At 70.4% G+C, this 24,558-nt stretch carries 23 protein-coding genes; 8 read left to right on the top strand and 15 right to left on the bottom strand.

What is annotated here, in order from left to right; translation table 11 throughout:
• A partial coding sequence (modA, locus tag D7X32_RS19220) for a molybdate ABC transporter substrate-binding protein (RefSeq protein ID WP_120604021.1) occupies positions 1–425 on the bottom strand: 425 nt, incomplete at its 3' end.
• 142 nt (positions 426–567) lie between these two features.
• On the opposite strand from modA, the gene D7X32_RS19225 reads away from it, so the two are divergent.
• Positions 568–1,011 (top strand): MarR family winged helix-turn-helix transcriptional regulator, encoded by a 444-nt coding sequence (locus D7X32_RS19225; protein ID WP_216618837.1) that lies wholly within the window; start codon positions 568–570, stop codon positions 1,009–1,011.
• Positions 1,012–1,016: 5 nt separating this feature from the next.
• Here D7X32_RS19225 and D7X32_RS19230 read toward each other — a convergent pair whose 3' ends face one another.
• Entirely contained in the window at positions 1,017–1,649 is a 633-nt protein-coding gene (locus tag D7X32_RS19230; protein WP_120604023.1) for a YdcF family protein, read from the bottom strand.
• Positions 1,650–1,870: 221 nt separating this feature from the next.
• Between D7X32_RS19230 and D7X32_RS19235 the strand changes: the two genes are divergently transcribed.
• Positions 1,871–2,437 (top strand): hypothetical protein, encoded by a 567-nt coding sequence (locus D7X32_RS19235; protein WP_120604024.1) that lies wholly within the window; start codon positions 1,871–1,873, stop codon positions 2,435–2,437.
• Positions 2,438–2,441: 4 nt separating this feature from the next.
• On the opposite strand, the gene D7X32_RS19240 is transcribed toward D7X32_RS19235, so the two are convergent.
• From D7X32_RS19240 to D7X32_RS19250, 3 genes are all read right to left on the bottom strand, one after another.
• On the bottom strand, positions 2,442–3,269 hold the full coding sequence (locus D7X32_RS19240) for an endonuclease/exonuclease/phosphatase family protein (RefSeq protein WP_244239083.1): 828 nt from the start codon (positions 3,267–3,269) through the stop codon (positions 2,442–2,444).
• A gap of 158 nt (positions 3,270–3,427) precedes the next feature.
• Positions 3,428–4,066: an MXAN_6652 family MXYO-CTERM-anchored protein gene (locus D7X32_RS19245; protein ID WP_120604026.1), complete on the bottom strand. Its 639-nt coding sequence runs from the start codon at positions 4,064–4,066 to the stop codon at positions 3,428–3,430.
• 120 nt (positions 4,067–4,186) lie between these two features.
• Positions 4,187–4,882, bottom strand: a complete 696-nt coding sequence (locus D7X32_RS19250) for a DUF4336 domain-containing protein (protein WP_120604027.1) — start codon at positions 4,880–4,882, stop codon at positions 4,187–4,189.
• Positions 4,883–5,009: 127 nt separating this feature from the next.
• Between D7X32_RS19250 and proS the strand changes: the two genes are divergently transcribed.
• A complete protein-coding gene (gene proS / locus D7X32_RS19255; RefSeq protein WP_120604028.1) occupies positions 5,010–6,443 on the top strand; it encodes a proline--tRNA ligase in 1,434 nt (477 codons plus the stop codon).
• Positions 6,444–6,522: 79 nt separating this feature from the next.
• Here the strand turns inward: proS and D7X32_RS19260 are convergent, their stop codons facing one another.
• Positions 6,523–7,764: an adenylate/guanylate cyclase domain-containing protein gene (locus D7X32_RS19260; protein ID WP_120604029.1), complete on the bottom strand. Its 1,242-nt coding sequence runs from the start codon at positions 7,762–7,764 to the stop codon at positions 6,523–6,525.
• 70 nt (positions 7,765–7,834) lie between these two features.
• Here D7X32_RS19260 and D7X32_RS19265 point away from each other — a divergent pair, with 70 nt between their 5' ends.
• Positions 7,835–8,377: a metal-dependent hydrolase gene (locus D7X32_RS19265; RefSeq protein ID WP_120604030.1), complete on the top strand. Its 543-nt coding sequence runs from the start codon at positions 7,835–7,837 to the stop codon at positions 8,375–8,377.
• 28 nt (positions 8,378–8,405) lie between these two features.
• Entirely contained in the window at positions 8,406–8,960 is a 555-nt protein-coding gene (gene thpR, locus D7X32_RS19270; protein WP_120604031.1) for an RNA 2',3'-cyclic phosphodiesterase, read from the top strand.
• Between the two features lie 6 nt (positions 8,961–8,966).
• Here thpR and D7X32_RS19275 read toward each other — a convergent pair whose 3' ends face one another.
• Positions 8,967–11,162 carry a PhnD/SsuA/transferrin family substrate-binding protein gene (locus tag D7X32_RS19275; protein WP_120604032.1) on the bottom strand — a complete coding sequence of 732 codons (2,196 nt, stop codon included), beginning with the start codon at positions 11,160–11,162 and terminating at the stop codon, positions 8,967–8,969.
• A 261-nt stretch (positions 11,163–11,423) separates the two neighbouring features.
• On the opposite strand from D7X32_RS19275, the gene D7X32_RS19280 reads away from it, so the two are divergent.
• Positions 11,424–12,077 carry a YiiX/YebB-like N1pC/P60 family cysteine hydrolase gene (locus tag D7X32_RS19280; protein ID WP_244239084.1) on the top strand — a complete coding sequence of 218 codons (654 nt, stop codon included), beginning with the start codon at positions 11,424–11,426 and terminating at the stop codon, positions 12,075–12,077.
• 77 nt (positions 12,078–12,154) lie between these two features.
• On the top strand, positions 12,155–14,275 hold the full coding sequence (locus D7X32_RS19285) for a putative metal-binding motif-containing protein (RefSeq protein ID WP_120604033.1): 2,121 nt from the start codon (positions 12,155–12,157) through the stop codon (positions 14,273–14,275).
• Positions 14,276–14,322: 47 nt separating this feature from the next.
• Here the strand turns inward: D7X32_RS19285 and D7X32_RS19290 are convergent, their stop codons facing one another.
• The 8 genes from D7X32_RS19290 to D7X32_RS45485 all read right to left on the bottom strand — a co-directional run bounded on the left by D7X32_RS19290 (position 14,323) and on the right by D7X32_RS45485 (position 23,230).
• Positions 14,323–16,740: a WD40/YVTN/BNR-like repeat-containing protein gene (locus tag D7X32_RS19290; RefSeq protein WP_244239085.1), complete on the bottom strand. Its 2,418-nt coding sequence runs from the start codon at positions 16,738–16,740 to the stop codon at positions 14,323–14,325.
• Between the two features lie 196 nt (positions 16,741–16,936).
• On the bottom strand, positions 16,937–17,713 hold the full coding sequence (locus D7X32_RS19295; RefSeq protein ID WP_171449234.1) for a hypothetical protein: 777 nt from the start codon (positions 17,711–17,713) through the stop codon (positions 16,937–16,939).
• 180 nt (positions 17,714–17,893) lie between these two features.
• Positions 17,894–18,646 carry an ABC transporter ATP-binding protein gene (locus D7X32_RS19300; RefSeq protein WP_120604035.1) on the bottom strand — a complete coding sequence of 251 codons (753 nt, stop codon included), beginning with the start codon at positions 18,644–18,646 and terminating at the stop codon, positions 17,894–17,896.
• Positions 18,643–19,524 (bottom strand): ABC transporter ATP-binding protein, encoded by an 882-nt coding sequence (locus tag D7X32_RS19305; protein WP_120604036.1) that lies wholly within the window; start codon positions 19,522–19,524, stop codon positions 18,643–18,645. The genes D7X32_RS19300 and D7X32_RS19305 overlap by 4 nt, the downstream gene beginning before the upstream one ends.
• The gene (locus tag D7X32_RS19310) at positions 19,521–20,594 is read right to left on the bottom strand and encodes a branched-chain amino acid ABC transporter permease (protein ID WP_120604037.1); all 1,074 of its coding nucleotides are present in this window, start codon (positions 20,592–20,594) and stop codon (positions 19,521–19,523) included. The genes D7X32_RS19305 and D7X32_RS19310 overlap by 4 nt, the downstream gene beginning before the upstream one ends.
• Positions 20,594–21,514 carry a branched-chain amino acid ABC transporter permease gene (locus D7X32_RS19315; RefSeq protein WP_120604038.1) on the bottom strand — a complete coding sequence of 307 codons (921 nt, stop codon included), beginning with the start codon at positions 21,512–21,514 and terminating at the stop codon, positions 20,594–20,596. The genes D7X32_RS19310 and D7X32_RS19315 overlap by 1 nt, the downstream gene beginning before the upstream one ends.
• 20 nt (positions 21,515–21,534) lie before the next feature.
• Entirely contained in the window at positions 21,535–22,746 is a 1,212-nt protein-coding gene (locus D7X32_RS19320) for an ABC transporter substrate-binding protein (protein WP_120604039.1), read from the bottom strand.
• 160 nt (positions 22,747–22,906) lie between these two features.
• A complete protein-coding gene (locus tag D7X32_RS45485) occupies positions 22,907–23,230 on the bottom strand; it encodes a hypothetical protein (protein ID WP_158625713.1) in 324 nt (107 codons plus the stop codon).
• A gap of 358 nt (positions 23,231–23,588) precedes the next feature.
• On the opposite strand from D7X32_RS45485, the gene D7X32_RS45490 reads away from it, so the two are divergent.
• Entirely contained in the window at positions 23,589–24,479 is an 891-nt protein-coding gene (locus D7X32_RS45490; protein WP_158625714.1) for a YsnF/AvaK domain-containing protein, read from the top strand.
• Positions 24,480–24,558: the final 79 nt, after the last annotated feature.

A 24,558-nucleotide genomic window follows, 5' to 3' on the forward strand; every position in this document is an offset into this window, starting at 1 on the left:
TTCGCGTACACCCCCGCCGGCACCGCCGCCGGCTCCGCCAGCACCACCCGCTTGAGCCCCTTCAGGTCCGCGGGCCCCGCGACCTTCACCTTCGAATCCGCCGGCACCACCACCACCAGCCGGTTCGACAGCAGGTCCACCCGCGAGCCTGGCTGCACGAGCCCCACCCGGTCCACCAGGTCCAGCTTCGCCTCGTCAGCGGAGAGGAAGGCATCCGCTGGGGCACCCGCGACCACCTGACGTGCCAGGTCACTCGACGCCCCGAAGGCGAACCGCACCCGGTGCCCCGACGCCTGCTGGAACGCGGGCGCGAGCGCCTGGAGCGCATCCGTGGTGCTCGCCGCCGCGAACACCAGCACCTCCTCCGCCCGCGCCGACGACACCGTCACCCACGCCAGCAGCAGCCCCCACCATGCACTTCGCATCGCGCGCTCCTCCCGCCCCCGGCCCCGCCGGAGGTCCTCGCGAGCCTACAAGTTGACCCGCACGCACCCCGCCGCTAATGAATACTCTGTGTCACGGAATATCCATAAAGAGGATGAAGCGCTCGCGAAGGACGTCGACCGCATGCAGGAGCTGATGTTCTCGCTCGGCCGGCGGCGTTCGCTCCGTGACCCCATCGCCAGCACGTGCGAGCAGCTCCAGTTCACGCCGCCCCAGGTGCATGCCCTGCTGTGGCTGGGCCTGGACGGCTCGCTCACCATGGGCGAGCTGGCCAAGCGGCTGGGCGTCACGGAGAAGACCGTCACCGGCGTCGTGGACCGACTGGAGCGCGAGGGCCACATCCAGCGCGAACGCGGAGAGACCGACCGGCGCGTCGTGCGCTGCCGCCTCACCGACAAGGGCAAGCAGACCTTCGCCAAGCTCGACCGCTCCATGCACCGCGCGATGGGCGTGGTGATGGGCATGCTCGACCCCGAGGACCGCCAGGCCCTCTTCCGCGTCCTGGAGAAGGTGCTCAGCAAGCTGGACACTCCCGCCGCGCCGGACGCCCCCGCGTCAGGAACCTGAAGCCTTCAGCGCCCGTCCGGTGCCCGCGCCCACAACAGGCGCGGGTGCAGGAGCAGCGCGAACGCCTCGCGCACCGTCCAGTACGCCCGGTCCCGCGCGCGCATCCGCCCCGCGATGGGCGCCGGACTCGTGGCCACCTCCAGCCCCTCGCGCCGGAAGCACTGCCGCGCGCGCAGCAGGTGATACGGGTCGGAGACCACCACCACCCGGCGCGCCCCGCGCTCCCGCAGCACGCGCGCGCTGAACCGCGCGTTGCCTTCCGTGGAGTGGCTGTCCTCCTCCAGCACGCACGCGGACGCGGGCACGCCCGCCGCCACCGCCAGCTCGCGCATCACGCGCGCCTCGGATGGCGGATGGGTGCCCACGCCGCCGGACAACAGCAGCCAGGGCGCCACGCCCCGGTGGTACAGCGCCGCCGCCTGCTCCACGCGCGCCATCAACGCACCGGACGGCACACCGCCCGGCAGCACCCGCGCGCCCAGCACCACCAGCGCGTCCGCTTCACCCACGTGCTCGCGGCGGCCGAAGCGGTCCACCCACCAGGCCAGCCCGAACACACCGCCCGTGAGCACGCCCGCGCAGAGGAGCACCGCCCGGCGCGCACGTCCGGGTCGGGGAAGGAGGGCAAGGGGCCGCACCGGCGAGAACCTAGTCCTGCACCGGACATCGCGCTGCCCCGGATACATCTTCACCCAGGCACTGTGTCGGCGATAACAGGTTTCGCAGTGTTCGGGCCGGCGGACGACCCGGTGAATTGTCGCGATGCGTATCGCCCGGAGTGGGGTCTCACGACACAATGCGAAATATGACCCGGCCGGGGTCCGCGTCGAACCCGGAGCGGCCGGTGGGAGGCATACGGATGGATGTCAAAGGCGTCGCATTCCTGGCACGGCAGACCATGGCGGTGCAGGCCTTCGGCGAACCGGCATGGAAGACCTTCCTCGCGGAGCAGGCGAAGCGGGACCCCATCTTCGGACAGCTCATCATGCCCGTGTCGCGCATCCCGGCGGAGGCCTTCCTCCGCCTCAACGAGGCGTTCACCCAGCGCTTCTACGGCGGCGACACCAAGGCCTACTGGCAATACGGCATCAAGTCCGCCGAGTACGCGCTGGGCCAGGGCCAGCTCAAGACGATGTTCGGCAAGGACGACTTCCGCCGCTTCGCCCTGTTCACGCCCGGCATCTGGAAGGGCTACTTCACCGAAGGCGAGCTGACCGCGCAGCTGCAGGGCAACACCGTGGAGCTGCGCATCACCGGCGTGCCCCGGCCGCACGTCTACTTCGAGCTCGCCGTGATGGGCTTCGCCGCCGGCGGCCTCGCGTACCTGAGCGGCCGCAAGGAAATCCACCACGAGGTCATCAAGGGCTTCAGCAAGGGGGACCTGGAGGTCCTCTACCGCTTCACCCTGCCCACCGCCGCCCCGTAGGGACTCAGGGCGCCGCGGCGGCCGTCACGGCCGGAGCCGCGCCGGCGGGAGCCACGACAGGCGTGGGCGCGGGCTCAAGCCGCAGGTCCGCCACCACCGGGTAGTGGTCGGACACGCCCACGCGCAGCACGCGCGTGGACACCGGGGTGAAGGCACCGCACGCCATCACGTAGTCGATGCGCAGCGACGGCAGGAACAGCGGCATCGGGTAGGTGCCCGTCCCGTCGGCGCGGGTGACGCGCGCCACGTCCTGGAGCTGGCGGCGCAACAGGCGCACCGGGCGCGAGTCCGGGTCGTCGTTCAGGTCCCCCATCAAGAGCCGGGGCCTGGGGTCCTTCGCCAGCAGCTGGGAGATGAAGGCGCTCTGGCGCACGCGCGCCGCGCCGTTGAAGGGCCGGCGGATGAGGTGCGTGGCGTAGACGCTCACCTCGCGCCCGTCCACGTCCAGCACGGCGTGCGCCAGCGTGCGCGGCTCCGCGCCCTTCGGCGTGGGCAGCGGGTACTGCGCCAGGGACTCCAGCGGGTAGCGCGACAGCAGCGCGATGCCGTACGCGCCGCCGTACAGCCGCGTGGTGCCGAAGTGCGCGCGGTACTTCAGGCCGGTGAGCGCCGACAGCCGCTCCACCTGGTCCTCGCCGTGCGCGCGCGTGGAGCCCACGTCCACCTCCTGCAGCGCGACGACGTCCGGCCCTTCCTTGCGGATGACCTCCGCCACCTGCTCCAGCCCCTTCAGGCCGGACTGGATGTTGAAGGTCATCACCCGCAGGGCGCCCGGGTCGCGCTTGGGGGCCGCGGCGACGGGCGTGGTGCCCGAGGACAGGGTGGGACGCACCGCGGAACCGGAGGCACAGGCCAGCGATCCCGCGACGAACAATGCGGTCAGGAGGGGGCTTGGTCGCATCAAGGGGGGCGATGGTAGGCCGCCCGCCCTCGCGCTGTCGTCCCGCCTCCCGGGGCACGGCTGGAGAGCAGCCGGGCGCCCAGTCCGGTTCAGCCCTGGCGGGACTGACGGCGGCGGCGCGCGGCCAGCGCCACGAACACGGCGATGAGCGCCGCGGGAGCGCCGGTGGTGGCCACGGAGCAGCCGCCGCCGTCGTCATTGCCCTCATTGGGGCTGGGGTCCTTGCCGCCGGTGATGACGACATCCAGCGTGGCGTTGCCGTGCGCGTCCCCCGTGGCGGCGGTGTCGCCGTTCACGGAGTTGCCCGCGGCGTACACCTTGAGCGTGCCGTTGGTGGCCGGGGCCACCAGCGAGAAGTCGAAGCGCGCCGAACCGCTGGCGAAGGCCTTGGGCAAGGAGTGCGTGAGCTCGCCGTTCAACAGCTTCGTGCCCGAGCCCGCGGTCAGCGACGCGCCGTCCACGCCGCCCGTGGCCACGTTCATGCCCGCCTTCACGCCCGGGCCGCCGGTGATGACCAGCGAGTACTGGCCCGTCTGGCCCGCGGTCAGCGCCGTGGGACCTTCCAGCGTCACGGTGGGGGTGCTCGCCCCGCCGCCGTGGCAGCCGGACGCGGTGCAGGACACGCTCTGCTTGCCGCTGCGCCCGCTCATGCCGGTGGAGTTGGCGAACGCGGAGCCCGCGACAAGGCACACCGCGACCGCGCCGATGGACGGAAGAAAGGACCGCATGGGACGAACCTCCTGGGGGGAAATCAGGAAAGACGAGAAGAGGTCCCCTTGTAGCGCAGCGCGGCGAGGAGTGCAGCAGGCGACACTCCCCTGTGACGCGGGGGCCAGGCGTACCGCGCCCTACAGCCAGGCGAAGGCGTCGTGGAGCGCCTTCTGGCCGCCGTGCTCCAGCACCTGGCCGTGGCAGACGACGACGCGCTCCACGTCCCACTTCAGCGCACGCTGAATGGAGGCGCGCGTGGCCTCCTTGTCCTTCATGAGCAGGCGCTCGAGGACCGTGGGCGCCAGCCGTTTCCAGGCGCGGTTGGCCTTGAGGTACAGGCGCAGGGCCCAGGAGTCCGCGTGGTGGAAGTGGAAGGCCAGGTCGGTGACGAGCAGCGTGCGGCTGGGCCGGTGGAAGAAGAGGAACTCGTTCACCCGGGGCATGCCGCGGATGTGCATCTGGTCCAGCACGGGAGCCCAGGCGGGGTCGGGCGTGTCGTCCAGCTCCTGGTCGATCCTGAGCGCCGGCCGCTTCGCGCGCAGCCCCGCGGGCGCCACCACCCGGGCGTCAGGGAAGGCCGCGGACCAGTCCGGCAGGTTCAGGTGGTGGAAGAGGTTGGGGGCCACGAGGAAGCGCACCGGCCCCAGCGCCTCCACGGCGGCCCGCCGCTCCGGGGTGAAGGCGACGGGCGAGTGCACCCACAGCCCGCCGTCCGGCAGGCGGAGGACCGTCATGCGCCCTCCCAGGTCCAGCCCTCCCACGGAGAAGGCGGCGTCGAACACGTGGACATCGTCGGCGAGCTGGCGGGGCGCGGCGTCAGGGGGCGTGGGCATGGCGGGTCCTCTTCCAAGCATGGCCGACGTCCTGGGGACGCGTCAGGCCTCGGTCCGGCGTTGATTTCCTGAACATCCCATCGTAGGCAACCCCCCTCTTTCCATCCCCAAGCAAGGTGCCCAGCACATGGCCGAGAAGCTCACGCCCCGCGAGAAGGGCTTTTCCGAGTGGTACGTCGACCTGGTCCAGAAGGCGAAGCTCGCCGACTACTCGGACGTGAAGGGCTGCATGGTCATCCGTCCCAACGGCTACGCGCTGTGGGAGAACATCCAGCGGGTGATGGACAAGATGTTCAAGGACACGGGCGTGAAGAACGCCTACTTCCCGCTGCTCATCCCGGAGAGCTACCTCAAGAAGGAAGCCGAGCACGTGGAGGGCTTCAACCCGCAGCTGGCGGTCGTCACGCACGCGGGCGGCCAGAAGCTGGAGGAGCCGCTGGTCATCCGGCCCACGTCGGAGACCATCATCAACCGCAGCTTCTCCAAGTGGATCCAGAGCTACCGCGACCTGCCCCTGCTGGTGAACCAGTGGGCCAACGTGATGCGCTGGGAGATGCGCACGCGCCTGTTCCTGCGCACCACGGAGTTCCTCTGGCAGGAGGGCCACACCTGCCATGAGACGGAGGCGGACGCGGAGGAGCGCACGCTGCAGATGCTGGAGGTCTACCGCACGTTCGCGGAGGACTACATGGCCATGCCCGTGCTGCCGGGGCGCAAGTCGGAGTCGGAGAAGTTCGCCGGCGCGCTGCGCACGTACAGCATCGAGGCCATGATGCAGGACAAGAAGGCGCTCCAGGCGGGCACCAGCCACAACCTGGGCCAGAACTTCGCCAAGGCCTTCGACACCACGTTCCAGGGCCGCGACGGCCGCGTGCACCACGTGTGGCAGACGTCGTGGGGTTCGTCCACGCGCCTCATCGGCGGGCTCATCCTCACGCACTCGGATGACTCGGGCCTCATCGTGCCGCCGAAGATCGCCGCCACGCACGTGGTCATCATCCCCATCGTGGGCAAGGCGACGGACGTGGAGAAGACGCAGGTGCTGGAGAAGTCGCACGCGCTGGCCGCGGACCTGCGCAAGGCGGGCCTGGGCGTGGTGGTGGACGACGACGAGAGCAAGGGCCCGGGCTTCAAGTACAACGAGCACGAGCTCATCGGCACGTGTCTGCGCATCGAGCTGGGGCCCAAGGACCTGGCCAAGGGTTCGTGCGTGATGGTGCGCCGCGACCTGCGCCAGAAGGAGTTCGTGCCGCTGGACGAGGCCGCCGCCAAGGCCCAGACGATGCTGGACCAGATGCAGAAGGACCTGTTCCAGAAGGCGAAGGACTTCCGCGACTCGCACACCTTCGAGGTCAACTCCTACGAGGAGATGAAGGCGCGCGCGGAGGACGGCTTCCTGCTGGCGCACTGGGACGGCGACCCGAAGACGGAGGCGCGCATCAAGGAGGAGACGGGCCTCACCACCCGCTGCCGCCCGTTCAGCCTCAAGCAGGAGCCGGGCAAGTGCGTGATGACCGGCAACCCGTCGCAGGGCCGCATCGTGTTCTCCAAGGCGTACTGAGGAAGTCCCGGCGCGCGTTCATCGCGCCGCGCCCGCGGGGCTGGGAGGCGACTCCCGGCCCCGCTGTCTTTTCAGCCTGTCAGCTCGCCGCGAGCAGGCCGCGCTTCCTGGGCAGGAAGGTGGCCACCGGCTCCGGCTTGCCCGCGACGGGCAGCGGGGCGGCGGCCTCGAAGTCGAAGCTGTCCAGACAGCGCTCACGCGTGGCTTGGGAGACGAGCACCGCGGCGCCGACCTTCTTCGTCAGGCCCTCGATGCGGCTGGCCAGGTTCACCGCGTCGCCGATGACGGTGTATTCGCGGCGCTGTTCGCTGCCCACGGCGCCCACCACCACGCGGCCGGTGTGCACGCCCACGCCGATGTTGAGGGGAAATTCGCCCCGGGCGGCGCGCTCCTGGTTGAGCGTGTCCAGCGCCTCCAGCATGGCCAGCGCGCACGACACGGCGGCGGCCGGGTGGCCGGGCTGATCCAGGGGCGCGCCGAAGTACGCGAGGATGCCGTCGCCCATGAACTTGTCGAGCGTGCCGCCGTGGCGGAACACCACCTCCACCATGCGCGACAGGTACTCGTTGAGCAGCGCCACCACCTGGGGGCTGTCCATCCGGTCCGACAGCGAGGTGAAGCCGCGGATGTCGGAGACGAGCAGCGTCACCTCGCGGTGCTCGCCGGCCTCGCCATCCGTGCCCTTCTCCGAGATGCGCCGCGCGACCTCCGGGGAGAAGAAGCGGCCCAGCCGCTCGCGCTGCATCTCCTCGCGCACCACGTCCGTCACCAGCCCCAGCACCGTGCGGCTGATGAAGAAGGCCACCGACGACGCGAGCACCATCACCAGCACCAGGCCGGGCAGGAACTCGGAGGCGGGCAGCCCCGCGCCCAGCGTCAGCATGGCCACCGCGGCGATGCCCAGCGCCGTGGCCGCCGCGACGATGAGCCGCGACAGCGTCACCATGGACACGATGACCACCAGCACCAGGTACACACCCATGGTGAGCAGCGCGATGGCCACGCCGTTGGCGGAGCCCCGGATGGACCACTCCTGCAGGAAGTAGATGAGCGGCATGTCCAGCAGCGCCACGCCCAGCGCCGGCCGCCGCAGCAGGTCCGGCACCCGGCGCGCGCCCGCCCACAGCAGCAACGCCAGCACGATGTAGCCGCCCAGCACGCCGCGCGACACGTTCCAGTCATCCAGCACGGCCAGCGCCAGCCACGCCGCGGTCGCGCCCATGCGCGTCACATTGAGCCAGGAGCCGACGTCCGCGCGCCATTCGTCCAGGCGCCTTTGCAGGGTGGACTCGACACGAAAGCGAGAAAGCAGGGACCGCATGTATCAGGGAGGCTACCCCACGCGCGGAGCCCTCTCCAGGCAGGGTCCCCCTGCGTTAGGGTCCTGGCGCATGGCGAGCATCGGGCACGTGGCGGTGGGCATGGCGCTGGGGCGTTTCGAGGCGGGGGCGGGTGCACCCTGGCGGCGGCGGGTGGCGGAGATGGCGTTCCTGTCGCTGCTCGCCCTGCTGCCGGACGCGGACGTGGTGGCGTTCGCGCTGCGCATCCCCTACGCGGCGACGTGGGGACACCGCGGTGCGTCGCACTCGTTCGTCTTCGCGGCGGGGGTCGCGCTCGCGGTGGCGGCGCTGGCCCGGTGGAAGGGGGAGCCCGCCACGCGCTGGGGCCTGCTGGCGCTCGTGGCGGTGGGCAGCCACGGCATCCTGGACACGCTCACGGACGGCGGGCTGGGCGCGGCCCTCTTCTGGCCCTTCTCCAACGCGCGCATCTTCGCCCCGGTGCGGCCGCTGCCGGTGGCGCCCATTGGCGCGGGCATGCTGTCCGCGCGCGGGCTGTACGTGAGCGGCGTGGAGTTCCTCGTGTTCCTGCCCGCGTGGCTCTACGCCCTGTGGCCCCGGAAGGCGCGCGCGGCACGGAGCGTCCAGGTTCCCTGAAGCGGGTCTTCCAGGAGGTCTTCTCACGATGCGCCTGTTCACCGCCGTCACGCTGGGAGACGCCCTCACCGCCGAAGCCGAGCGGGGCATCGAGCGCCTGCGCGCCCTCGCCCCGGACGCGAAGTGGGTGCGGGTGGAGGGCGTGCACCTGACGCTGCTGTTCCTGGGGGACGTGGACGAAGGCCGCCTGCCGGAGCTGCGCGACGCACTGGAGCCGGTGGGGCTGTACCACGCGCCGTTCGTGCTGTCGGTGGCGGGAGGCGGGACGTTCGGTCCGCCGTCCCACCCGCGCGTGCTCTGGGCGGACGTGCGCGGGGACATCGCGGCGCTGAAGGCGCTCCAGGCGGACGTGGCCCGCGCACTGGAGCCCCTGGGCTTCACGTCCGAACATCCCGAGTACACCGCGCACCTGACGCTGGCCCGCGCGAGGCCTCCACGCGGGGACGCGGCGCTGGCGGCGTGTGCTCGCGAGCTGCAGGGCGCGTCGTGGGGCGAGGGGCGCGTGGACCGGTTGGTGCTGTTCGAGAGCACGCGCGGCCACTACGTGCCGCGGCTGGAGGTGCTGTTGGAGCGCGACGCGTGAAACGCCTCAGCAGGCGCGCAGCGACTCCGCGACGGGCACGGCCGCCGGCAGCGTGACGGTGAGCAGCGTGCCCCGGCCCTCGCGGCTCTCCGCGCGCAGCGTGCCGCCCAGGCCGGTGACGATGGTGTGGCTGACGGACAGGCCCAGGCCGGTGCTGTTGGGGCGCGCGGTGGCGAAGGGCTCGAAGATGTGCGCGAGCACGTCCTGGGACAGGCCCTTGCCGGAGTCCTGCACCTCCACCACCACCTCGCCGTCCTCGCTGGTGTAGGCCGCCACGCGCAGCACGTTGTGCGCGGCGTCCTGGGTGTCCATCTGCTGCAGGCCATTGAGCAGCAGGTTGAGGAAGAGCTGGGTGAGGCGCGCCTCGTCCGCGTCCACCGTGGGCATGTCGTGGAAGTCCCGCTCCAGCCGCGCGCGGTGCTGCAGTTCGCCGCGCAGCAGCTTGAGCGCGTTCTCCAGCACCGGCTGCACGGCCACGCGGGCGCGGTGCTCCGGCGGCTTGCGCGACAGCGTGCGCAGGTCCTGCACGATGTGCTTGAGCCGGGTGGCGCCTTCCACCGTCTCGCTGAGCGCCTCCAGCATGTCCTCCAGGTCCGCGCGCTTCACCGGCGTGCCCTGGAGCAGCGGCTGCTTCAGGCGGTCCATCTCCTCGCGGATGTACGAGAGGTTCGCCAGCACGAAGGCCAGCGGGTTGTTCATCTCATGGCCCACCGCCGCCGCGAGCGAGCCCAGCGCGGACAGCCGGTCCGCCTGGAACAGCCGCGCCTCCATCTGCTTGCGCAGCGTCACGTCGCGCACGAACACGCGCAGGCCCGGCGGGTCCCACAGCTGCGCGACGGTGAGCTCCCAGTAGCGGCCGTCCAGGTGCACCGTGGGCGCGGGCTCTCCCGGGGGCGAGCCCCGCCACGCCCAGGTGAGCGCCGCGTGCACCAGCGGGTGTCCGGCGCCCTTCTCCACCAGGTCCTGGAACGCCACGTGGGTGGCGGGGTTCGCGTACCGCAGCTCCCCGTCCATGCCCAGCTCCAGCAGCGGCTCCGGGTGCAGCAGCGGGAACGACGCCAGCCGGTACAGGGGGTCTTCCAGCGCGCGCAGGCCGCTGACGTCGCGCACCAGCAGGCCCATCCGCACGCCCGTGTCCCCGGGCGAGGGCGCGCAGGGCGTGATTTCGGCCGCGTAGACGCGCTCGTCGCCGTTCACGGTGAGCCGGTACTCCAGCCGTCCGTCGGAGCCGCCACGGAGCACGGCCTGGAGCAGGGACATGAGCGGCTTGCTCTCCGCGGTGCCCAATATCTCCTCGAGCTTGCGCCCCTCCGCGCCGCGCATGTCGCGGCCGAAGGCGCGGCCGGACGGGGACCACAGCCGCAGGCAGCGCCCTTCCGCGTCCAGCTCACCGGCCAGGTACTCCGCGGCCGCCGACGGGCGCGGGGTGGTCACGGGCGCGTTGGGGCCGGGCGAGCGCACGAAGCCCTCCACCCGGAAGGGCCCCATGAGCATCTCCAGGCCCGCGCCGTCGGTGTTCATCCGGGTGAGGACGGAGATGAGCGCCTGCGCGTCCGCCTCCGGCATCTGCTTCGTGAGGATGAGGCCGTCGGCGAGCGTGGGGATGGTGAAGAGGAACGGCATGAGCTGCGGCGCGTCCGTGCCCACGTACGTCGTCAGCGTGGCGCGCATGGCGTGCGCATCCATGTGGTTGCAGAACAGCGCGCACAGGTCCGACTCGCCACGCAGCACCGCGTCCAGCGCCTTGCGGTAGGTGCCCAGGAAGCGCTGCTCGGAGAAGAGCGTGTCGGGGCGCAGGCCCAGCGACTCCAGGTGGCGCACCGGCAGCAGGTGCCCGCCGGTGGAGCGCGGCGCCACCCACGCCACGCGCTTGCCCTGCAGCGTCTCCAGCGTCAGCGGCGCGTCCGAGCGGCAGATGAAGGCGGCGTGGTAGTGGTAGCTCCCCGAACGCACCGCGCGAAGCACCGCGCGCGCCTGCGGCTCGAAGGCGTCGCACTGCTCGGCGGTGCCCCACGCCATCTCCACGCGGCCCGACGCCAGCTCCGCCTCGAGCATCTCGTAGGTGGGCGCCATGGACATCACCACCGTGCGGCCCATCCGCTCCGACAGCGCCCGCGCGAACAGCTCCACGCGCACGTGCTCCCGTACCTCGCCCAGGGTCGGGTAGAGCAGGCAACGGATGGGAGCGTTCGATGCGGTCACGACGAATTCCTCCGATGGGCCCCCTCTCCCGCACGCACGGACTGCCGGCTCGCGGGTGCTCCATCCCTACCTGAAAATTTCCTACATTGCCACATTATTCTGGAATCGCTGTAATAAGTAGATTCCCCAGGTTTACCACGCTCTGACCCAGGGTCGAGAGAGACCGGGCGCACGGTGTGTGAAATCCAGCTCTGTCGGGCCTGGCACCGGGGCTGCACTGGGGGTGGGTGGACGGCTGCAACCCCTGGAAGGAGCGAGCGAATGACCCGGATCGTGAGGGGGCTGTGGCTGCTGGCCCTCGTGCTGGTGGGGGCGGCGTGGCTGGTGGGCCGCGAGACACAGGCGGCGCCGCGCGTGACGGAGGGCGTGGCGGCGAAGGTGCGGACGGGGGACGTGGTGTTCCAGACGTCGGGATCACGCCAGTCGAAGGCCATCCAGGTGGCGACGCACAGCCCGCTGTCGCACGTGGGGCTGGTGGAGGTGACACCGGAGGGGGCGTTCGTGGTGGAGGCCGTGCAGCCGGTGAAGCGCACACCGTTCGCGCAGTGGAAGGCGCGCGGGGTGAAGGGGCGGCTGTTGGTGATGCGGCCGCAAGGGGTGGATGACGCGGCGAAGGCGCGGGCGGTGGTGGAGGCGAAGCGGCACCTGGGCAAGCCGTACGACGCGCTCTTCGGGTGGGGGGACGAGGCGATGTATTGCTCGGAGCTGGTGCGCAAGGCGTACGCGGCGGGAGCCGGCGTGGAGTACGGCAGGATGGAGCGGCTGGGCGACCTGGACGTGGCGGGCCTGAAGCGGGAGATCGCGGAGCGCTACCGGGGTCCGGTGCCGGTGGACCTGGAGCTGGTGACGCCAGCGAGCCTGGCGGCGGATGCCCGGCTGGCGGTGGTGTATTCGGATTTCTCCGAGGCGCGCTGAGGCCGGGTCATCCCTTGAGGAATCAAGAGGGCGGCCGAGGACTCACACGCGGGGAGAAGGGCCGGTAGGATGGGGGCATGAAACGCCTTCTTCTGCTGCTGCCGTTGGTCGCCCTCGCGGGCTGCAAGGATCCCCAGGACGGGGTGAAGGTCACGGTCACCTACGCGAACTTCGTTCCGGCGTGCGTCCGCGTGACGGCTCAAAATGGGGACAGTGGGGACACGCTCTCCACCGAAGTGGCGGTCAAGGAATACGGGACGGACAAGCCGGCCAAGACCCCGGTGGTGGTGGGCATCCGGGTACCTGATGGCTGGGGGACCCAGCTCAAGGTGACGGCGGAGGGCCTGGAGCGGGCATCCGACAACAGCGCGTGCGGCGGGAAGACGGTCGACACCCGCACGCAGGGCCTGGTCATTGAAAAGGGGAGCGCGGACAAGGGGACTCCCCAGGAACTGGCCCTGGCCCTGACGGCGACGGACGCGGACGGCGACGGCTATGTCGCCACGACGAATGGCTCGGACTGCATCGACACGGCAGGCGTTGGAGCGGGGATCAACCCCAGCGCCGCGGAGCTGTGCAACGACGTGGACGACAACTGCGACGGCAACAAGGATGAGGACTTCGCCATTGGCTCCGCGTGCACCAGCCCGGAGGGTTGCGCAAGCGTTCGCAGCTGCAACGTCAATGACCGCACGACGTTCGCATGCATCGCACCGGCAGTGACCAACGCATGGGTGGATGCGGATCGGGACCAGCACGGAGACGCGAAGCAGGGTCAGGTGGTGGTTTGCAGCGCGACCCTTCCGCCGGACCGTCTGGCGCTCTCCTCTCCCCATGACGACTGCGACGACAACGACACCAACGTGCATCCCGGCGCTAACGAGCGCTGCAACACGGTCGACGACAACTGCAATAACATCACGGATGAAGGCTTTGCCGTGGGCGTGACCTGCTTCGAGTCAGGCGTCCAGTGTGATGGCACCCAGCAATGCAATGACGCGCAAAACGGCGTCGTCTGCAAGCCGACGGGGCAGGTACCGACCTGGTACCCCGACCAGGACGAGGACATGCATGGACAAGCGGATGCAGGCATCGTCCGCTGCCCGTCGCCTGGCGCGGGCTACATCATCGATGCGGGCAGGGACTGCGACGATGGCAACCCCTTCATCCATGGGGATGCCCCGGAGCTGTGTGACAGCCAGGACAACAACTGCAATGGGGTCACGGACGAGAATAGTGTCTGCCCCTCGGGCGGTCCCAGCTGGGCCATGCAAGTCGTGGGAGATGACACCGACCGCACCTGGTTCGGTGTCTCCACCTATGGAGACGGGGGCGTCTGGATTGTCGGCAGCGACGGAGGCCGTGCGGTCAAGGAGCCCTCGCTGGCCGGGTTCAACCAGCTCCAGGGGACGTGTACTGACGGAAGCACGCCCCAGGTGCTCCCCAGTGTCTGGGCGGATCCCACGAGCGGAACCGCCTATATTGGCAGGGACGAGGGACAGCTCATCGTCCAGCGGCCCGACAGTGCCGACTGTATTCCGAGGACGCCTGTCAACGTCGCCAATGCTGTCACCCGGGGGGTGATGGGCTTCGCCACAGCGGATGGAGGGGTCAACGTTCTTGGCGTAGGCCGGAAGGGCACCTCGAATGATGGCTTCACGCTGCAATGGGATGGTGGCACCGACACCGTGAGCGCCCAGAACCGCAAAGACACCATTCTGTCAGGCGTGCATGGCCGTTCAGAGGGGCTCCTCTTCTCCGTGGGTGTCGACAACTCCGGAAAGGGCGTCATTTATCGATACGCCCCTGGCGTCAATCCGCCCAATGACTGGGGCAAGGAAACGGGCATTCCCAACGTCGGTGAATTGACCGCTGTCCATGTCGTCAACAGCAAGCTGGCCTACGCGGTGAGCGCCAGTGGCGAGTTGTTGCGATGGAACGGGAGCACGTGGACGGTCGTCTCCGGTACGCCCGGAGGTAGCTACACGGGCGTGCTGGCCTTCGGAACAAACTCCATCTACATCACCACCGCCGCAGGCACCGTCCTTCGCTACAACGGATCTTCCTGGTCCACCGAGTCAGGTGGGGGCAGCAAGTACGGCATCACGGGCCCGAGCCCTGACAACATCTGGATCGTCGGCCGGTTCGGACAGGTGACCCACTATCCATCCTGGCCCGCCGCGCCCCCGCCTCCGTGACGAACCGGCTCACGGTGGGGCTTCGCGCCCCACCGTGACGCCGTGCCTCAGCGCTTCACCCGCAGGACCTGGAACCCCTTCCCTCCGGTTCCGAAGCCCTTCAGGTTCTCCGCCCGCACCACCAGGTCTCCGTTGGGCAACACGCCCCAGACCTCCGCTCGGGCCAGGGACGTGCTCGTGGCCCGCTCGAATCTCCGGGCCTCCAGCCACGCCACGCCGTCCGTGCTCGTGAACAGCCGCGCGTACACGTCCGACGCGGGCTGCACGTCCCCCACGTCCGCCCTCGCCGTTCCCAGCACGAAGCCGCCTCCCGTCAGCGCGTTCAGCGAGTACGCCGGACCCGGCAATGTCATCAGCGCGTCCACCCTGCTGCTCGCGTACACGCGCAAGAGCTTCGGGTGCTCCGGCTCGTAGAGCGTGGACTGGCCCAGCAGTAGCTCCCCTCCCGCCAGCACCTCGCCCGTCACCGCGTTGGCCGCGTAGCCGTCCATCACCTTCGTCCAGGTGCGGCCTCCGTCCGTGGAGCGCTTCACCGCCGCCTGCGCGCTGCTGCTCCCGAACGTGGCCCACAACACGCTCCGCGTCGCATCCGCGTACAGCGCCGTGCCGTGCCGGTGGTCCTGGAACGTGGCCCGCACCGCCCATGTCGCCCCGCCGTCCGTGCTCGCCCACAGGCGCAGCGGCGTGTTCGCGGAGGTGAACGTCTGGTACTCCAGGAAGAACACCGTGTTGCCCAGCTCCGCGAAGCTCGCTGCCGACATCGCGCGGTAGCTCCCCAGCGCGGCCACGTCCGCCCACGTCGCCCCTCCGTCCGTCGAGCGCTCCAGGTGGTAGCTGCCGCTGCGGCTCATCTGCGCCAGCAGCGTCCCGTCCTTCAGCATCGCCATCACCCAGAACGACGCCCCGCCCAGCCCCTGCCCTCTCGCGCTGAAGGTGCGCCCACCATCCGTGCTCGCCCACAGCTTCGAACGGCTCCCGTCCAGCGCCAGCGCGTACACCGTGCCCGCGCCGTCCACCGCCAGCACCTCGTGCGTCGTGTTCGTGAACACCGGCTCCAGCGTCACCGGGCCCTGCACCCCGCCATCGACCGGCGGTGTCCCCGCGTCCACGCCGCCATCCGAGCCCGCATCCGGCATCCCCGCGTCCACGCCGCCATCCGTGCCCGCATCCGGCGTCCCCGCATCCGGCGCGCTCCCGCCATCCGGAGTCCCGGCGCCACCGTCAATCCCGCCACCGCCGCCATCCGAAGTCCCGCCGTCCTGACCGGAGCCACCGCCTCCTTCCGGCTGGCGCGGCAGGGCCACGCGCATCACCCGGCCGCTGGAGTTCGCGTCCACCGCGTCGCCGTAGAAACACGGCACCTCCGTGACGCTGTCCGGCAGCACGTCCAGCGTGCTCAGGTAGCCCTTGAAGCTCGTGCGCGAATCCAGCGTCACCGGGTCGCTGAACGCTCCGTTGCGCAGCACCCGCACCTGGATTTCGTAATCCGTCGCCGTCTGGAAGTGATTGTAGAAGACATACAGCGCATCCCCGATGCGCGTGACCGCGGGCTGCAACGCCCAGTCCGGCGTCCCCTCCACCAGGATGCGCGAGCCGAAGGACGTCCCGTCGAAGCGCCGGTAATACAGCCGCTCCGTCTCATCCTTGTAGACCAGGTGGATGCCGCCCTTCCCGTCCTCCACCGCGCTCAGCGCCGCGCCATGGTAGATGCCGTCGGAGAACGCGTCACGCTGCGGCCCCCACGTGTCCAGCGGATCCGCGGCGTCACGCACCCGCAACCGCGTGGGCTCGAAGCCGTCATGCATGGCCCAGAAGAAGACGAGCTTCGACCCCACGCTGAGCAGCCGCCCTCCCCCCCGCTTCCGCGTGCGCCCCAGGTCCGGCTGCCGCTGGAAGCTGGCGCCACCGTCCGTGGACACCGCCACCACCGCCGTGGCGCCGCCGTCCGACTCCAGCCGGAACGCCTGCACCCACAGCCGCCCTTTCGAGTCCCTCGCCAACAGCGCCCGCGAGTACGCCGTGGTGCTGTCCGCGTTGAACACCCGCACCGCCGGCTCCGGCGTCCAGGTGTCTTGCGCCTCGTCGTAGCGCCACCACTGGAAGTACACGTCGTGCCGCGACGACGCCGCCAGCGATGGCGCCTCGTACGCGTAGACGACCGCCACGTCCCGCCCCACCGCGACCAGCTCCGCGCGGTCATGGTGCGACGCATCCGGTTGGATCTCCGCCAGCTTCGTGAAGCCCTGGAACCCGTCCTCGGAGCGGAAGAGGTTCAGCCCCTCTCCTTCCGCCCCCTGCTGCTGGATGGCCAGGAGCCACGTGGGCGCATGCCCATTGCCCGTCTCGATCCGCACCGCATGCCGATGCGCCGGCAGCGTCAGGGCATTGCCCCCGCCCGCCGGCACCATGGGCACCCCACCCGCCGCCACGACCGTGGTCAGCAGGGCTCCCACCCAGGACATCATGTGATTTGCGCCCCCTGTCGTATCCCCGCCCGAAAGGTAGGGACGGGTGACATGGGAGCAATCGGGTGGGCGGAATCCGGCGGAGGCGGACCCGGAGGGCCCGACACTCTCCACGCGAAAGGTGAACACACCCACACCGCGCGACGCCCCCCAAGGCTCTTGAGAGTCGTGGGAGCGTCGCGTCAGTGCATTGCGACTACTTCGCCTTGCGACGGCGCGGGGCGGGGGTGCCCGCGTCGGTGCCCGTGCCCGTGCCCGCGTCCGCGCTCTCGAGCGTGCCCGCGTCCGCGGCCGTGCCGGCGTCCGGCGTGGCCGTGGTGACGGCCGGGGGCGGGTTCACCAGCTTCAGCGAGGTGAGGAACGCGTCCGCCGTGGTGTTGGGGTGGTTGGGGTTGTAGATGACGAGCAGCGTGTACAGGCGCGGGCCCACCAGGAAGTTGCGCGCCTTGATCTCACCGACGACCGGCGAGCTGACCGTGTAGGACTTGCCGGGGTAGCCATCCAGGGTGACGTCGGCCTCTTCCTTGATGGTGCCCTGGACCTGCTTCACCAAGCCGTCCTTGCCCTCGTTCAGCAGGGCTTCCGGAGGACGGCTCGCCACCAGCTTCTCCGGGTAGTCCGCGGTGCTGATGGAGTAGATGGTGCCGTCCTCGGTGCGCGAGGAGAAGGCCGCGGTGTTCACCGTGTTGGCGCCCAGCGGGACCGCCTTGCGCTCCACCTGGGGCTCCGTCGGCATGCCGATGGTGAAGCCTTCCGTCGCCTCGTAGGGCTTGAAGGCCGGACCGGCGGCCGCGGCGGTGCCGTCCGCACCCGGGACGGGCTCGTTGGGCACGTCCTCGATGGTGGAGGTCGCCTGGCCGCCACCGGAGCTGCCCGAGGAGGAGCCGTCGGTCTTCTGCTGGTTGGCGCACGCGCCGGCGATGAGCGCGAGGGTGGTGAGCGAGGCAAGAAGGAGGCGGGACAACGGGCGCATGGGCACGCTTCCTGAAAGGGAAGTGGAAGAAAACGGGGTGTCCTGTCGGACGCTAGACGAAGTGCTCCGCCGCTGACTACCCGAGTTTCGACGCAGCGCGAGCAACTTGCCCGCGCCCCGCCCCCGGAAGCGTCCGGGGGCGGACAACGCACCGGGGGCCGGAAAGTCGGCGCGGGAGGGCTATTCGCCCAGGTACGCGCGCCGAATCTCGGCGCTCTCCAGCAGCGCCTTGCCCGGGCCGGCCATCACCACCTCGCCCGTCTCCAGCACGTAGCCGTAGTGGGCGGCGTTGAGGGCCAGGTGCGCGTTCTGCTCCACCAGGAGCACGCTGACGCCGGTGGCGTTCACCTCGCGCAGCGTGCGGAAGATGGTCTCCGTCACCTGCGGCGCCAGGCCCAGGGACGGCTCGTCCAGGAGCAGCAGCTGCGGCTTGCTCAGGAGCGCCCGGGCAATGGCCAGCATCTGCTGCTCGCCGCCGGACAGCGTGCCCGCCAGTTGCCGCTGGCGCTCCCGCAGCACCGGAAAGAGGCTGAACCCCTTGTCCATGTCCAGGCGCACCTGGGCGGTGTCCTTGCGCAGATACGCACCCAGCTCCAGGTTCTCGTACACGGTGAGGTTGGGGAAGATGCCCCGCCCCTCCGGCGCGTGCGCCATGCCGCGCGGCACCAGCTGGTGCGCCTTCAGGCCCGTGATGTCCTGCCCCGCGAGCGTGATGCGGCCCGCGGACGGCTTGAGCATGCCGCTCACCGCGCGCAGGGTGCTCGTCTTGCCCGCGCCGTTCGCGCCGATGAGGGCCACCATCTCGCCCTTGCCCACCGTCAGCGACACGCCCCGGAGCGCCTGGATGGCGCCGTAGCGGACCTGGATGCCCTCCACCGACAACAGCGGCTCGAACGCGCGCCGCTCGCCCAGCACCTTCACCGGCTCGCTCACGCCGCGCCTCCGTGGGACTCCAGGTAGCTGTCGCCCAGGTACGCCTCGATGACCTTGCGGTCGCTGCGCACCTCCGCCGGAGCGCCGCGGGCAATCGTCTCGCCGTGGTCCAGCACGGTGATGCGCTCGCAGATGCCCATCACCAGCTTCATGTCGTGCTCGATGACCAGCACCCCCAGCGAGAACTCGTCGCGCAGCCGGCGGATGAGCACCATCAGGTCCGCCTTCTCACGCGTGTTCATGCCCGCCGCGGGCTCGTCCAGCAGCAGCACCTTGGGGCGCGTGCCCAGCGCGCGGGCGATCTCCAGCCGGCGCTGCTCGCCGTAGGGGAGGTTCCTGGCCTCCTCGTCGCGGCGGTGCGACAGGCCCATCACCTCCAGCAGGTGCTCCGCCTGGCGCGTCAGCTCGCGCTCCTCGGCCTGGAAGCCGGGGGTGAGCAGCAGCGCGCGCCACCAGTCGCGGTAGTTGCGCATCGCCGTGCCCGCCTTCGCGGCGAGGCCCAGGCGCACCGGGTGCAGCCCCCCCTGCGCGCGGCAGGCCACCTTCACGTTGTCCAGCGCGGTCAGGGCGCGGAACAGGCGGATGTTCTGGAACGTGCGCGCGAGGCCCAGGTGGTTGATCTGATGCGGCACCCAGCCGTTCACCCGCTGCCCGGCCACGCGCACCTCGCCCTCGGTGGGCTGGTACACGCCGGTGAGCACGTTGAACGCGGTGGACTTGCCCGCGCCGTTGGGACCAATCAGGCCCAGCAGGTCGCCCTGGCGCACGGTGAGGTTGAAGTCCGTGAGGGCCTTGAGGCCCCCGAAGCGGATGCTCACGCCGGACGCCTGGAGCAGCGCGTCGCCAGAACCCGGGGCCGAAGCAATGGCGGCGCTCATGACAGCCCCTTCTTCTTCCGGGGAAACCACCGGGGCAGCACGTCCCAGAGCTCCTTCGTGCCGAACAGGCCCTGCGGCCGGGCCAGCATCAGCACCACCAGCAACAGGCCGTACACGGGCATGCGGATCTGATCCACCTTCTGCGCCAGGCTGCCCTCCGCGCCCAGCACGCCGAACAGCGAGCGCAGGCCTTCCGGCAGCAGCGTGAGGAAGATGGCCGCGACGATGGCGCCCGTGCTGGAGCCCAGGCCGCCCAGCACCACCATGACGACGACCTCCATGGACTTCACGAAGGTGAACGAGCCCGGGTTGATGATGGGCACGAAGTGGGCGAACAGGCCGCCCGCGATGCCCGCGAAGAACGACGAGATGACGAACGCGCGGACCTTGTAGCCGGTGGTGTCCACGCCCATGGCCTCCGCGGCCACTTCGTCCTCGCGGATGGCCCACAGGCTGCGGCCGTGGCTGGAACCCGCGATGCGCCGGGCCACCAGCACCACCAGGAAGACCCAGAAGTACACCATGGCCACGCTGGAGTACTGCGGGATGCCGGACAGGCCCAGCGCGCGGCCGAAGGCCTCCGTGTTCTGCACCACCACGCGGATGATTTCACCGAAGCCCAGCGTCACGATGGCCAGGTAGTCCCCGCGCAGCCGCAGCGACGGCAGGCCCACCAGGAACCCGCACAGCGCCGCGCAGGTGCCGCCCGCGAGCAGCGCCACGGTGAAGAGCACCTGGTCGCTGGCGGCGACGGGCAGGAAGGACAGCGCCACCTCCTTGAGCTCCAGCGACGTGACGCCCGCGATGTACGCGCCCACGGCCATGAAGCCCGCGTGGCCAATGGAGAACTGGCCCGTCATGCCGTTCACGATGTTGAGGCTCACCGCGAGGATGATGTTCACCCCCACCACGGACAGCAGGTACGTGGCGAAGGGGGACGTGCCCAGCAGCGCCTCCGCCAGCGCCAGCACCGGCAGCGCGATGAGCACCGGCAGGATGCCGCGCAGGGCCGGGGGCACGCGGCCCACGTCATCGTCGGACAGCGTCGTCACTCCACCCGGGGCCGCCATCAGACCTTCTCCGCCGTGACGCGGCCGAACAGGCCACCCGGCTTCACCAGCAGCACCAGGATGAGGAAGCCGAAGGCCACCGCGTCACGCCAGGTGCTGGCCGCGTAGCCCACCACGAACTCCTCCACCAGGCCCAGGAGCAGCGCGCCCACCACGGCGCCCGGCACGTTGCCGATGCCGCCGATGACCGCCGCCACGAAGGCCTTGAGGCCCACGTACAGGCCCATGAGCGGACTCACGGACGTGTCCTTGATGGCGTAGAGCAGGCCCGCGCCCGCCGCCAGCGCGCTGGAGAGCATGAACGTCAGCGCGATGATGCGGTCGGTGGGGATGCCCATCAGCGCCGCGGTGCGGTGGTCGTAGGACACCGCGCGCATCGCCTTGCCGAAGCGCGTGCGGTACACGAGGAACTGGAGCGCGGCCATCAGCCCCACTGCGATGAGGAAGCTGATGACCTGCCAGTTCCACACCACCACGTCGCGGTCCCCGATGATGAACCACTCGCTGGGGACGATGACCTCCGGGAAGGCCCGGGGGGACGCGCCCGGCAGGAAGCCGATGTCCAGCTGGAAGCCGTACGACAGCGCGAACGAGATGCCGATGGCGGTGATGAGCGCCGTGAGGCGCGGCTTCTCACGCAGCGGCCGGTAGGCGAAGCGCTCGATGAGGAAGCCGAGGATCGCGCACCCCACCATGGCCACCGCGAAGATGACGACCACGCCCCACAGGGAACGCTGCGCCTGACGCCCGAGGGCGAAGGCGGTCGCGTAGCCCATGTAGACGCCGACCATCATCACGTCGCCGTGGGCGAAGTTGATGAGCTTGAGGACGCCGTACACCATCGTGTAGCCCAGCGCGACCAGGGCGTAGATGGTGCCGGCGGCCAGACCGTTGATGAGGTGCTGGAGGAGCTGCGACATGTGCCGGGGGTGGCCCTGGACTACGGAGAGATGGTGGTGACGTAGGTGGACTTGCCGTCCGCGACCTTCAGCACCACGGCGGACTTCACCGCGTTGCGCTTGTCGTCCAGCGTGATGTTGCCCGCCACGCCGGGGAAGTCCTTCGTCTTCGCGATGGCCGCGCGCAGGGCCGGGCCGCTGGTGTCCGGGGCGTTCTTGAGCGCCTCGATGGCGACGCGCGCGGCGTCATACGCCAGCGCCGCGAGCGCGTCCGGCACCGCGCCGTTGTAGTCCGCCTTGTAGTCCGCGATGAACTTCTTCACGCGCTCGTCCGGGTTGTCCGGCGAGTAGTGGTTGGAGAAGTAGCTGCCGTCGATGGCGCTGCCGCCCAGTTCGAAGAGCTTCTCGGAGTCCCAGCCGTCGCCGCCCATCAGCGGCACCTTCAGGCCCAGCTCACGCGCCTGGCGGGCGATGACGCCCACCTCGCTGTAGTAGCCCGGCACGTAGATGCCTTCCGGCTGCGTCTTCTTGATGGCGGTCAGCTGCGCGCGGTAGTCCGTGTCGCCCTGGCTGTAGCTCTCCGTGACGGTGATCTTCCCGCCCATCTCCGCGAACTTCTGGCGGAAGACCTCCGTGAGGCCAATGGAGTAGGCGCTCTTGTTGTCCTGGAGCACCGCGACCTTGTTGAGCTTGAGGTTCTCCCGCGCGAACTTCGCCATCACGAAGCCCTGGAACGGGTCGATGAAGCAGACGCGGAAGATGTTGTCGCCCTTCTCCGTCACGGAGGGGTTGGTGGACGACGGGGTGATCATGGGCACGCCGGCCGCCTGCGCCTTCTCCGCCATGGCCAGGGAGCTGGACGAGGCCACCTCGCCCAGGATGAGCACCACCTTGTCCTGGGTGATGAGGCGGGTGACGGCCTGCGCCGCCTCCTCGGGCTTGCTCTGGTCGTCGTACACGCGCACGACCAGCTTCTTGCCCTTCACGCCGCCAGCCGCGTTGGCTTCCTTCAGCGCCAGCGCGATGCCGTTGCGGCTGGAGATGCCGAACGTCGCCTGGCCGCCCGTCAGCGCGCCCACTTCGCCCAGCACGATGACGTCGCTCCCCGCCGGAGGCGTGCCGCCACCCTGCGCGGTGGCCGGGGCCTGCGCCGCGGGCGCGCCTCCCGCCTCTCCCGTGGGCTGCGTCTTCTTCTCGCAGGCGGCCGCCAGGACGGCGAGCGCGGCGAGGAGCATCGGGGCAAGTCGTCGCATGCGGGGGGTTCCTCCGGGGGAGATGACGGGCAAAGCCCCGGTTTTCTAGGGGAGCCCTCCCCATGGGTCAAGCGCACAGCTTGGCTCCGGAGTCCCGCCAACACCTCGGAACAGCGCTGTCGCGAGCCCCCTCCCCCACCGCCGGTGCGCACCCGCCCGCTCAGGGCTCCAGCCAGAAGTGCTCCCGGCCCGACGGCCCCCGGCGGATCCTCGGCAGGCTTCCGGGCCCGGGCCCTTCCCCCTCGCCGTCCTCCCAGGGCGCCGTGTCCTCGTGCGTCAGGCTCCACCCGGCGGAGGAAGGAGGGGCTTCCGCGTCCGGTGGCGCGGTGGGCGCCCGGGAGACAGGCCCCAGGCCCCAGGCCTCTTCCGGCGTGGACTCCGGGAGGGACGCGGCGGCGCGGCGGCGCAGGAACCGGCCCGCCACCAGCAGCCCCACCGCGCCGGCCATCCACCCGAGTCCCCGGCCTGGCCTCGTGGCTCGCATCGCAGGCTCCTTCGTCGCGCGGGCCGGGACATCCGGGCTCGCGTCCACACAGTGGGGTGTGGGGACGCGCGCCGCCAACATGGGGACCGGTGGTTACGCCCCTGCACGCCTGCTGTCCGGACAGGAGACGGGAGGCGTGCCGCGTGCCGTTGTCAGCGGCGTGCGGCGTACCGAGCCCCTGGATCATCCAGCAGCAGGGGTTTTCTTGGGCGTCACTGCACCCACTTTGCGGGTGATGGCCGTGGCGGGCACCTCGCGTCCACTTCCCCCCAGGAACCCCCTTCAGCGCGACGGACGGCCCTGGCGCACCGCTTCCGGCCACACCCGACCCGATGTGAAGGCACAAGGAGCCAAGGCAATGATGATCAAGCGCAACGACATCAAGGAAGGGATGACGGTCCGCAGCAGCGACGGCGAGAAGCTGGGCAAGGTGTTCGCCGTGAGCGAGGGCGAGTTCCACATCGAGAAGGGCATGTTCTTCCCGAAGGACTACCTGGTCCGCTACGTGGAGGTGAGCGACATCCGCAACGGGGAGATCTACCTCAACCACGGCCGCGAGGCGCTCAGCGGCCTGGCGGACGCCGGCGGCATCGTGGAGGGCCGGACTGGCGGCGTGGGCGCCGGGGCGGTGGGCGCGACGGCGGCGGCGGCCACCGGCAGCGCGGGAGGAATTGGCGCGGGGCTGAAGGCAGGCGCCCAGAAGGTGGGGGACGCCGCGAGGGCCGGCGCGGAGAAGGTCGGCCTCAAGGAGCGCGAACTGCGCGCGGACCTGCGCGCGGACCTGCGCGGCAAGGAGCGCATCGCGAACGAGGACGTCACGCTGCGCACGCACCATGAGGAGCTGGGCGTCACCAAGCACCAGCGCTCCGCGGGCGAGGCGCAGGTGCGGAAGATCGTCGTGGAGGAGATGAAGACGGTGGAGGTCCCGCTGCGCCACGAGGAGGTGGAGGTGGTGCGCCGGGCGGTGAAGGGGGACAACATCCCCGGCGACGTGGCGGACTTCCGCGAGGAGACCATCCGCATCCCCCTGAGCGCGGAGGAGGCGGAGCTGACCAAGCGCGCGTACACGGACGAGGAGATCACCATCCACAAGCGCCCCATCGAGGAGCGCCGCAGCATGGAGGGCCGCGTCCGCCACGAGGAGCTGGGAGACGTGACGGTGGTGCGCACCGAGGCCGACGTGGACGAGGAGACGCGCCGCGCCGGCTACACCGCGGGCCCGGACATCGATCCGCTCAAGCGCAGGTAGCGCCCCCGGAGGGAAAGAGTCACAGGCCTTGTGCTCCGCCCCGCATGCCGCGCCTTCACGCGCGCGGTGTGCGGGGGGT

Source organism: Corallococcus carmarthensis, assembly GCF_003611695.1.
Lineage (GTDB): Bacteria > Myxococcota > Myxococcia > Myxococcales > Myxococcaceae > Corallococcus > Corallococcus carmarthensis.

Coding starts and splice junctions, on each gene's coding strand:
- D7X32_RS19225 (WP_216618837.1), top strand. CDS start 568: ATGCAGGAGCTGATGTTCTCGCTCGGCCGGCGGCGTTCGCTCCGTGAC.
- D7X32_RS19235 (WP_120604024.1), top strand. CDS start 1,871: ATGGATGTCAAAGGCGTCGCATTCCTGGCACGGCAGACCATGGCGGTG.
- D7X32_RS19245 (WP_120604026.1), bottom strand. CDS start 4,066: ATGCGGTCCTTTCTTCCGTCCATCGGCGCGGTCGCGGTGTGCCTTGTC.
- D7X32_RS19250 (WP_120604027.1), bottom strand. CDS start 4,882: ATGCCCACGCCCCCTGACGCCGCGCCCCGCCAGCTCGCCGACGATGTC.
- proS (WP_120604028.1), top strand. CDS start 5,010: ATGGCCGAGAAGCTCACGCCCCGCGAGAAGGGCTTTTCCGAGTGGTAC.
- D7X32_RS19260 (WP_120604029.1), bottom strand. CDS start 7,764: ATGCGGTCCCTGCTTTCTCGCTTTCGTGTCGAGTCCACCCTGCAAAGG.
- D7X32_RS19265 (WP_120604030.1), top strand. CDS start 7,835: ATGGCGAGCATCGGGCACGTGGCGGTGGGCATGGCGCTGGGGCGTTTC.
- thpR (WP_120604031.1), top strand. CDS start 8,406: ATGCGCCTGTTCACCGCCGTCACGCTGGGAGACGCCCTCACCGCCGAA.
- D7X32_RS19280 (WP_244239084.1), top strand. CDS start 11,424: ATGACCCGGATCGTGAGGGGGCTGTGGCTGCTGGCCCTCGTGCTGGTG.
- D7X32_RS19285 (WP_120604033.1), top strand. CDS start 12,155: ATGAAACGCCTTCTTCTGCTGCTGCCGTTGGTCGCCCTCGCGGGCTGC.
- D7X32_RS19290 (WP_244239085.1), bottom strand. CDS start 16,740: ATGATGTCCTGGGTGGGAGCCCTGCTGACCACGGTCGTGGCGGCGGGT.
- D7X32_RS19295 (WP_171449234.1), bottom strand. CDS start 17,713: ATGCGCCCGTTGTCCCGCCTCCTTCTTGCCTCGCTCACCACCCTCGCG.
- D7X32_RS19305 (WP_120604036.1), bottom strand. CDS start 19,524: ATGAGCGCCGCCATTGCTTCGGCCCCGGGTTCTGGCGACGCGCTGCTC.
- D7X32_RS19310 (WP_120604037.1), bottom strand. CDS start 20,594: ATGGCGGCCCCGGGTGGAGTGACGACGCTGTCCGACGATGACGTGGGC.
- D7X32_RS19315 (WP_120604038.1), bottom strand. CDS start 21,514: ATGTCGCAGCTCCTCCAGCACCTCATCAACGGTCTGGCCGCCGGCACC.
- D7X32_RS19320 (WP_120604039.1), bottom strand. CDS start 22,746: ATGCGACGACTTGCCCCGATGCTCCTCGCCGCGCTCGCCGTCCTGGCG.
- D7X32_RS45485 (WP_158625713.1), bottom strand. CDS start 23,230: ATGCGAGCCACGAGGCCAGGCCGGGGACTCGGGTGGATGGCCGGCGCG.
- D7X32_RS45490 (WP_158625714.1), top strand. CDS start 23,589: ATGATGATCAAGCGCAACGACATCAAGGAAGGGATGACGGTCCGCAGC.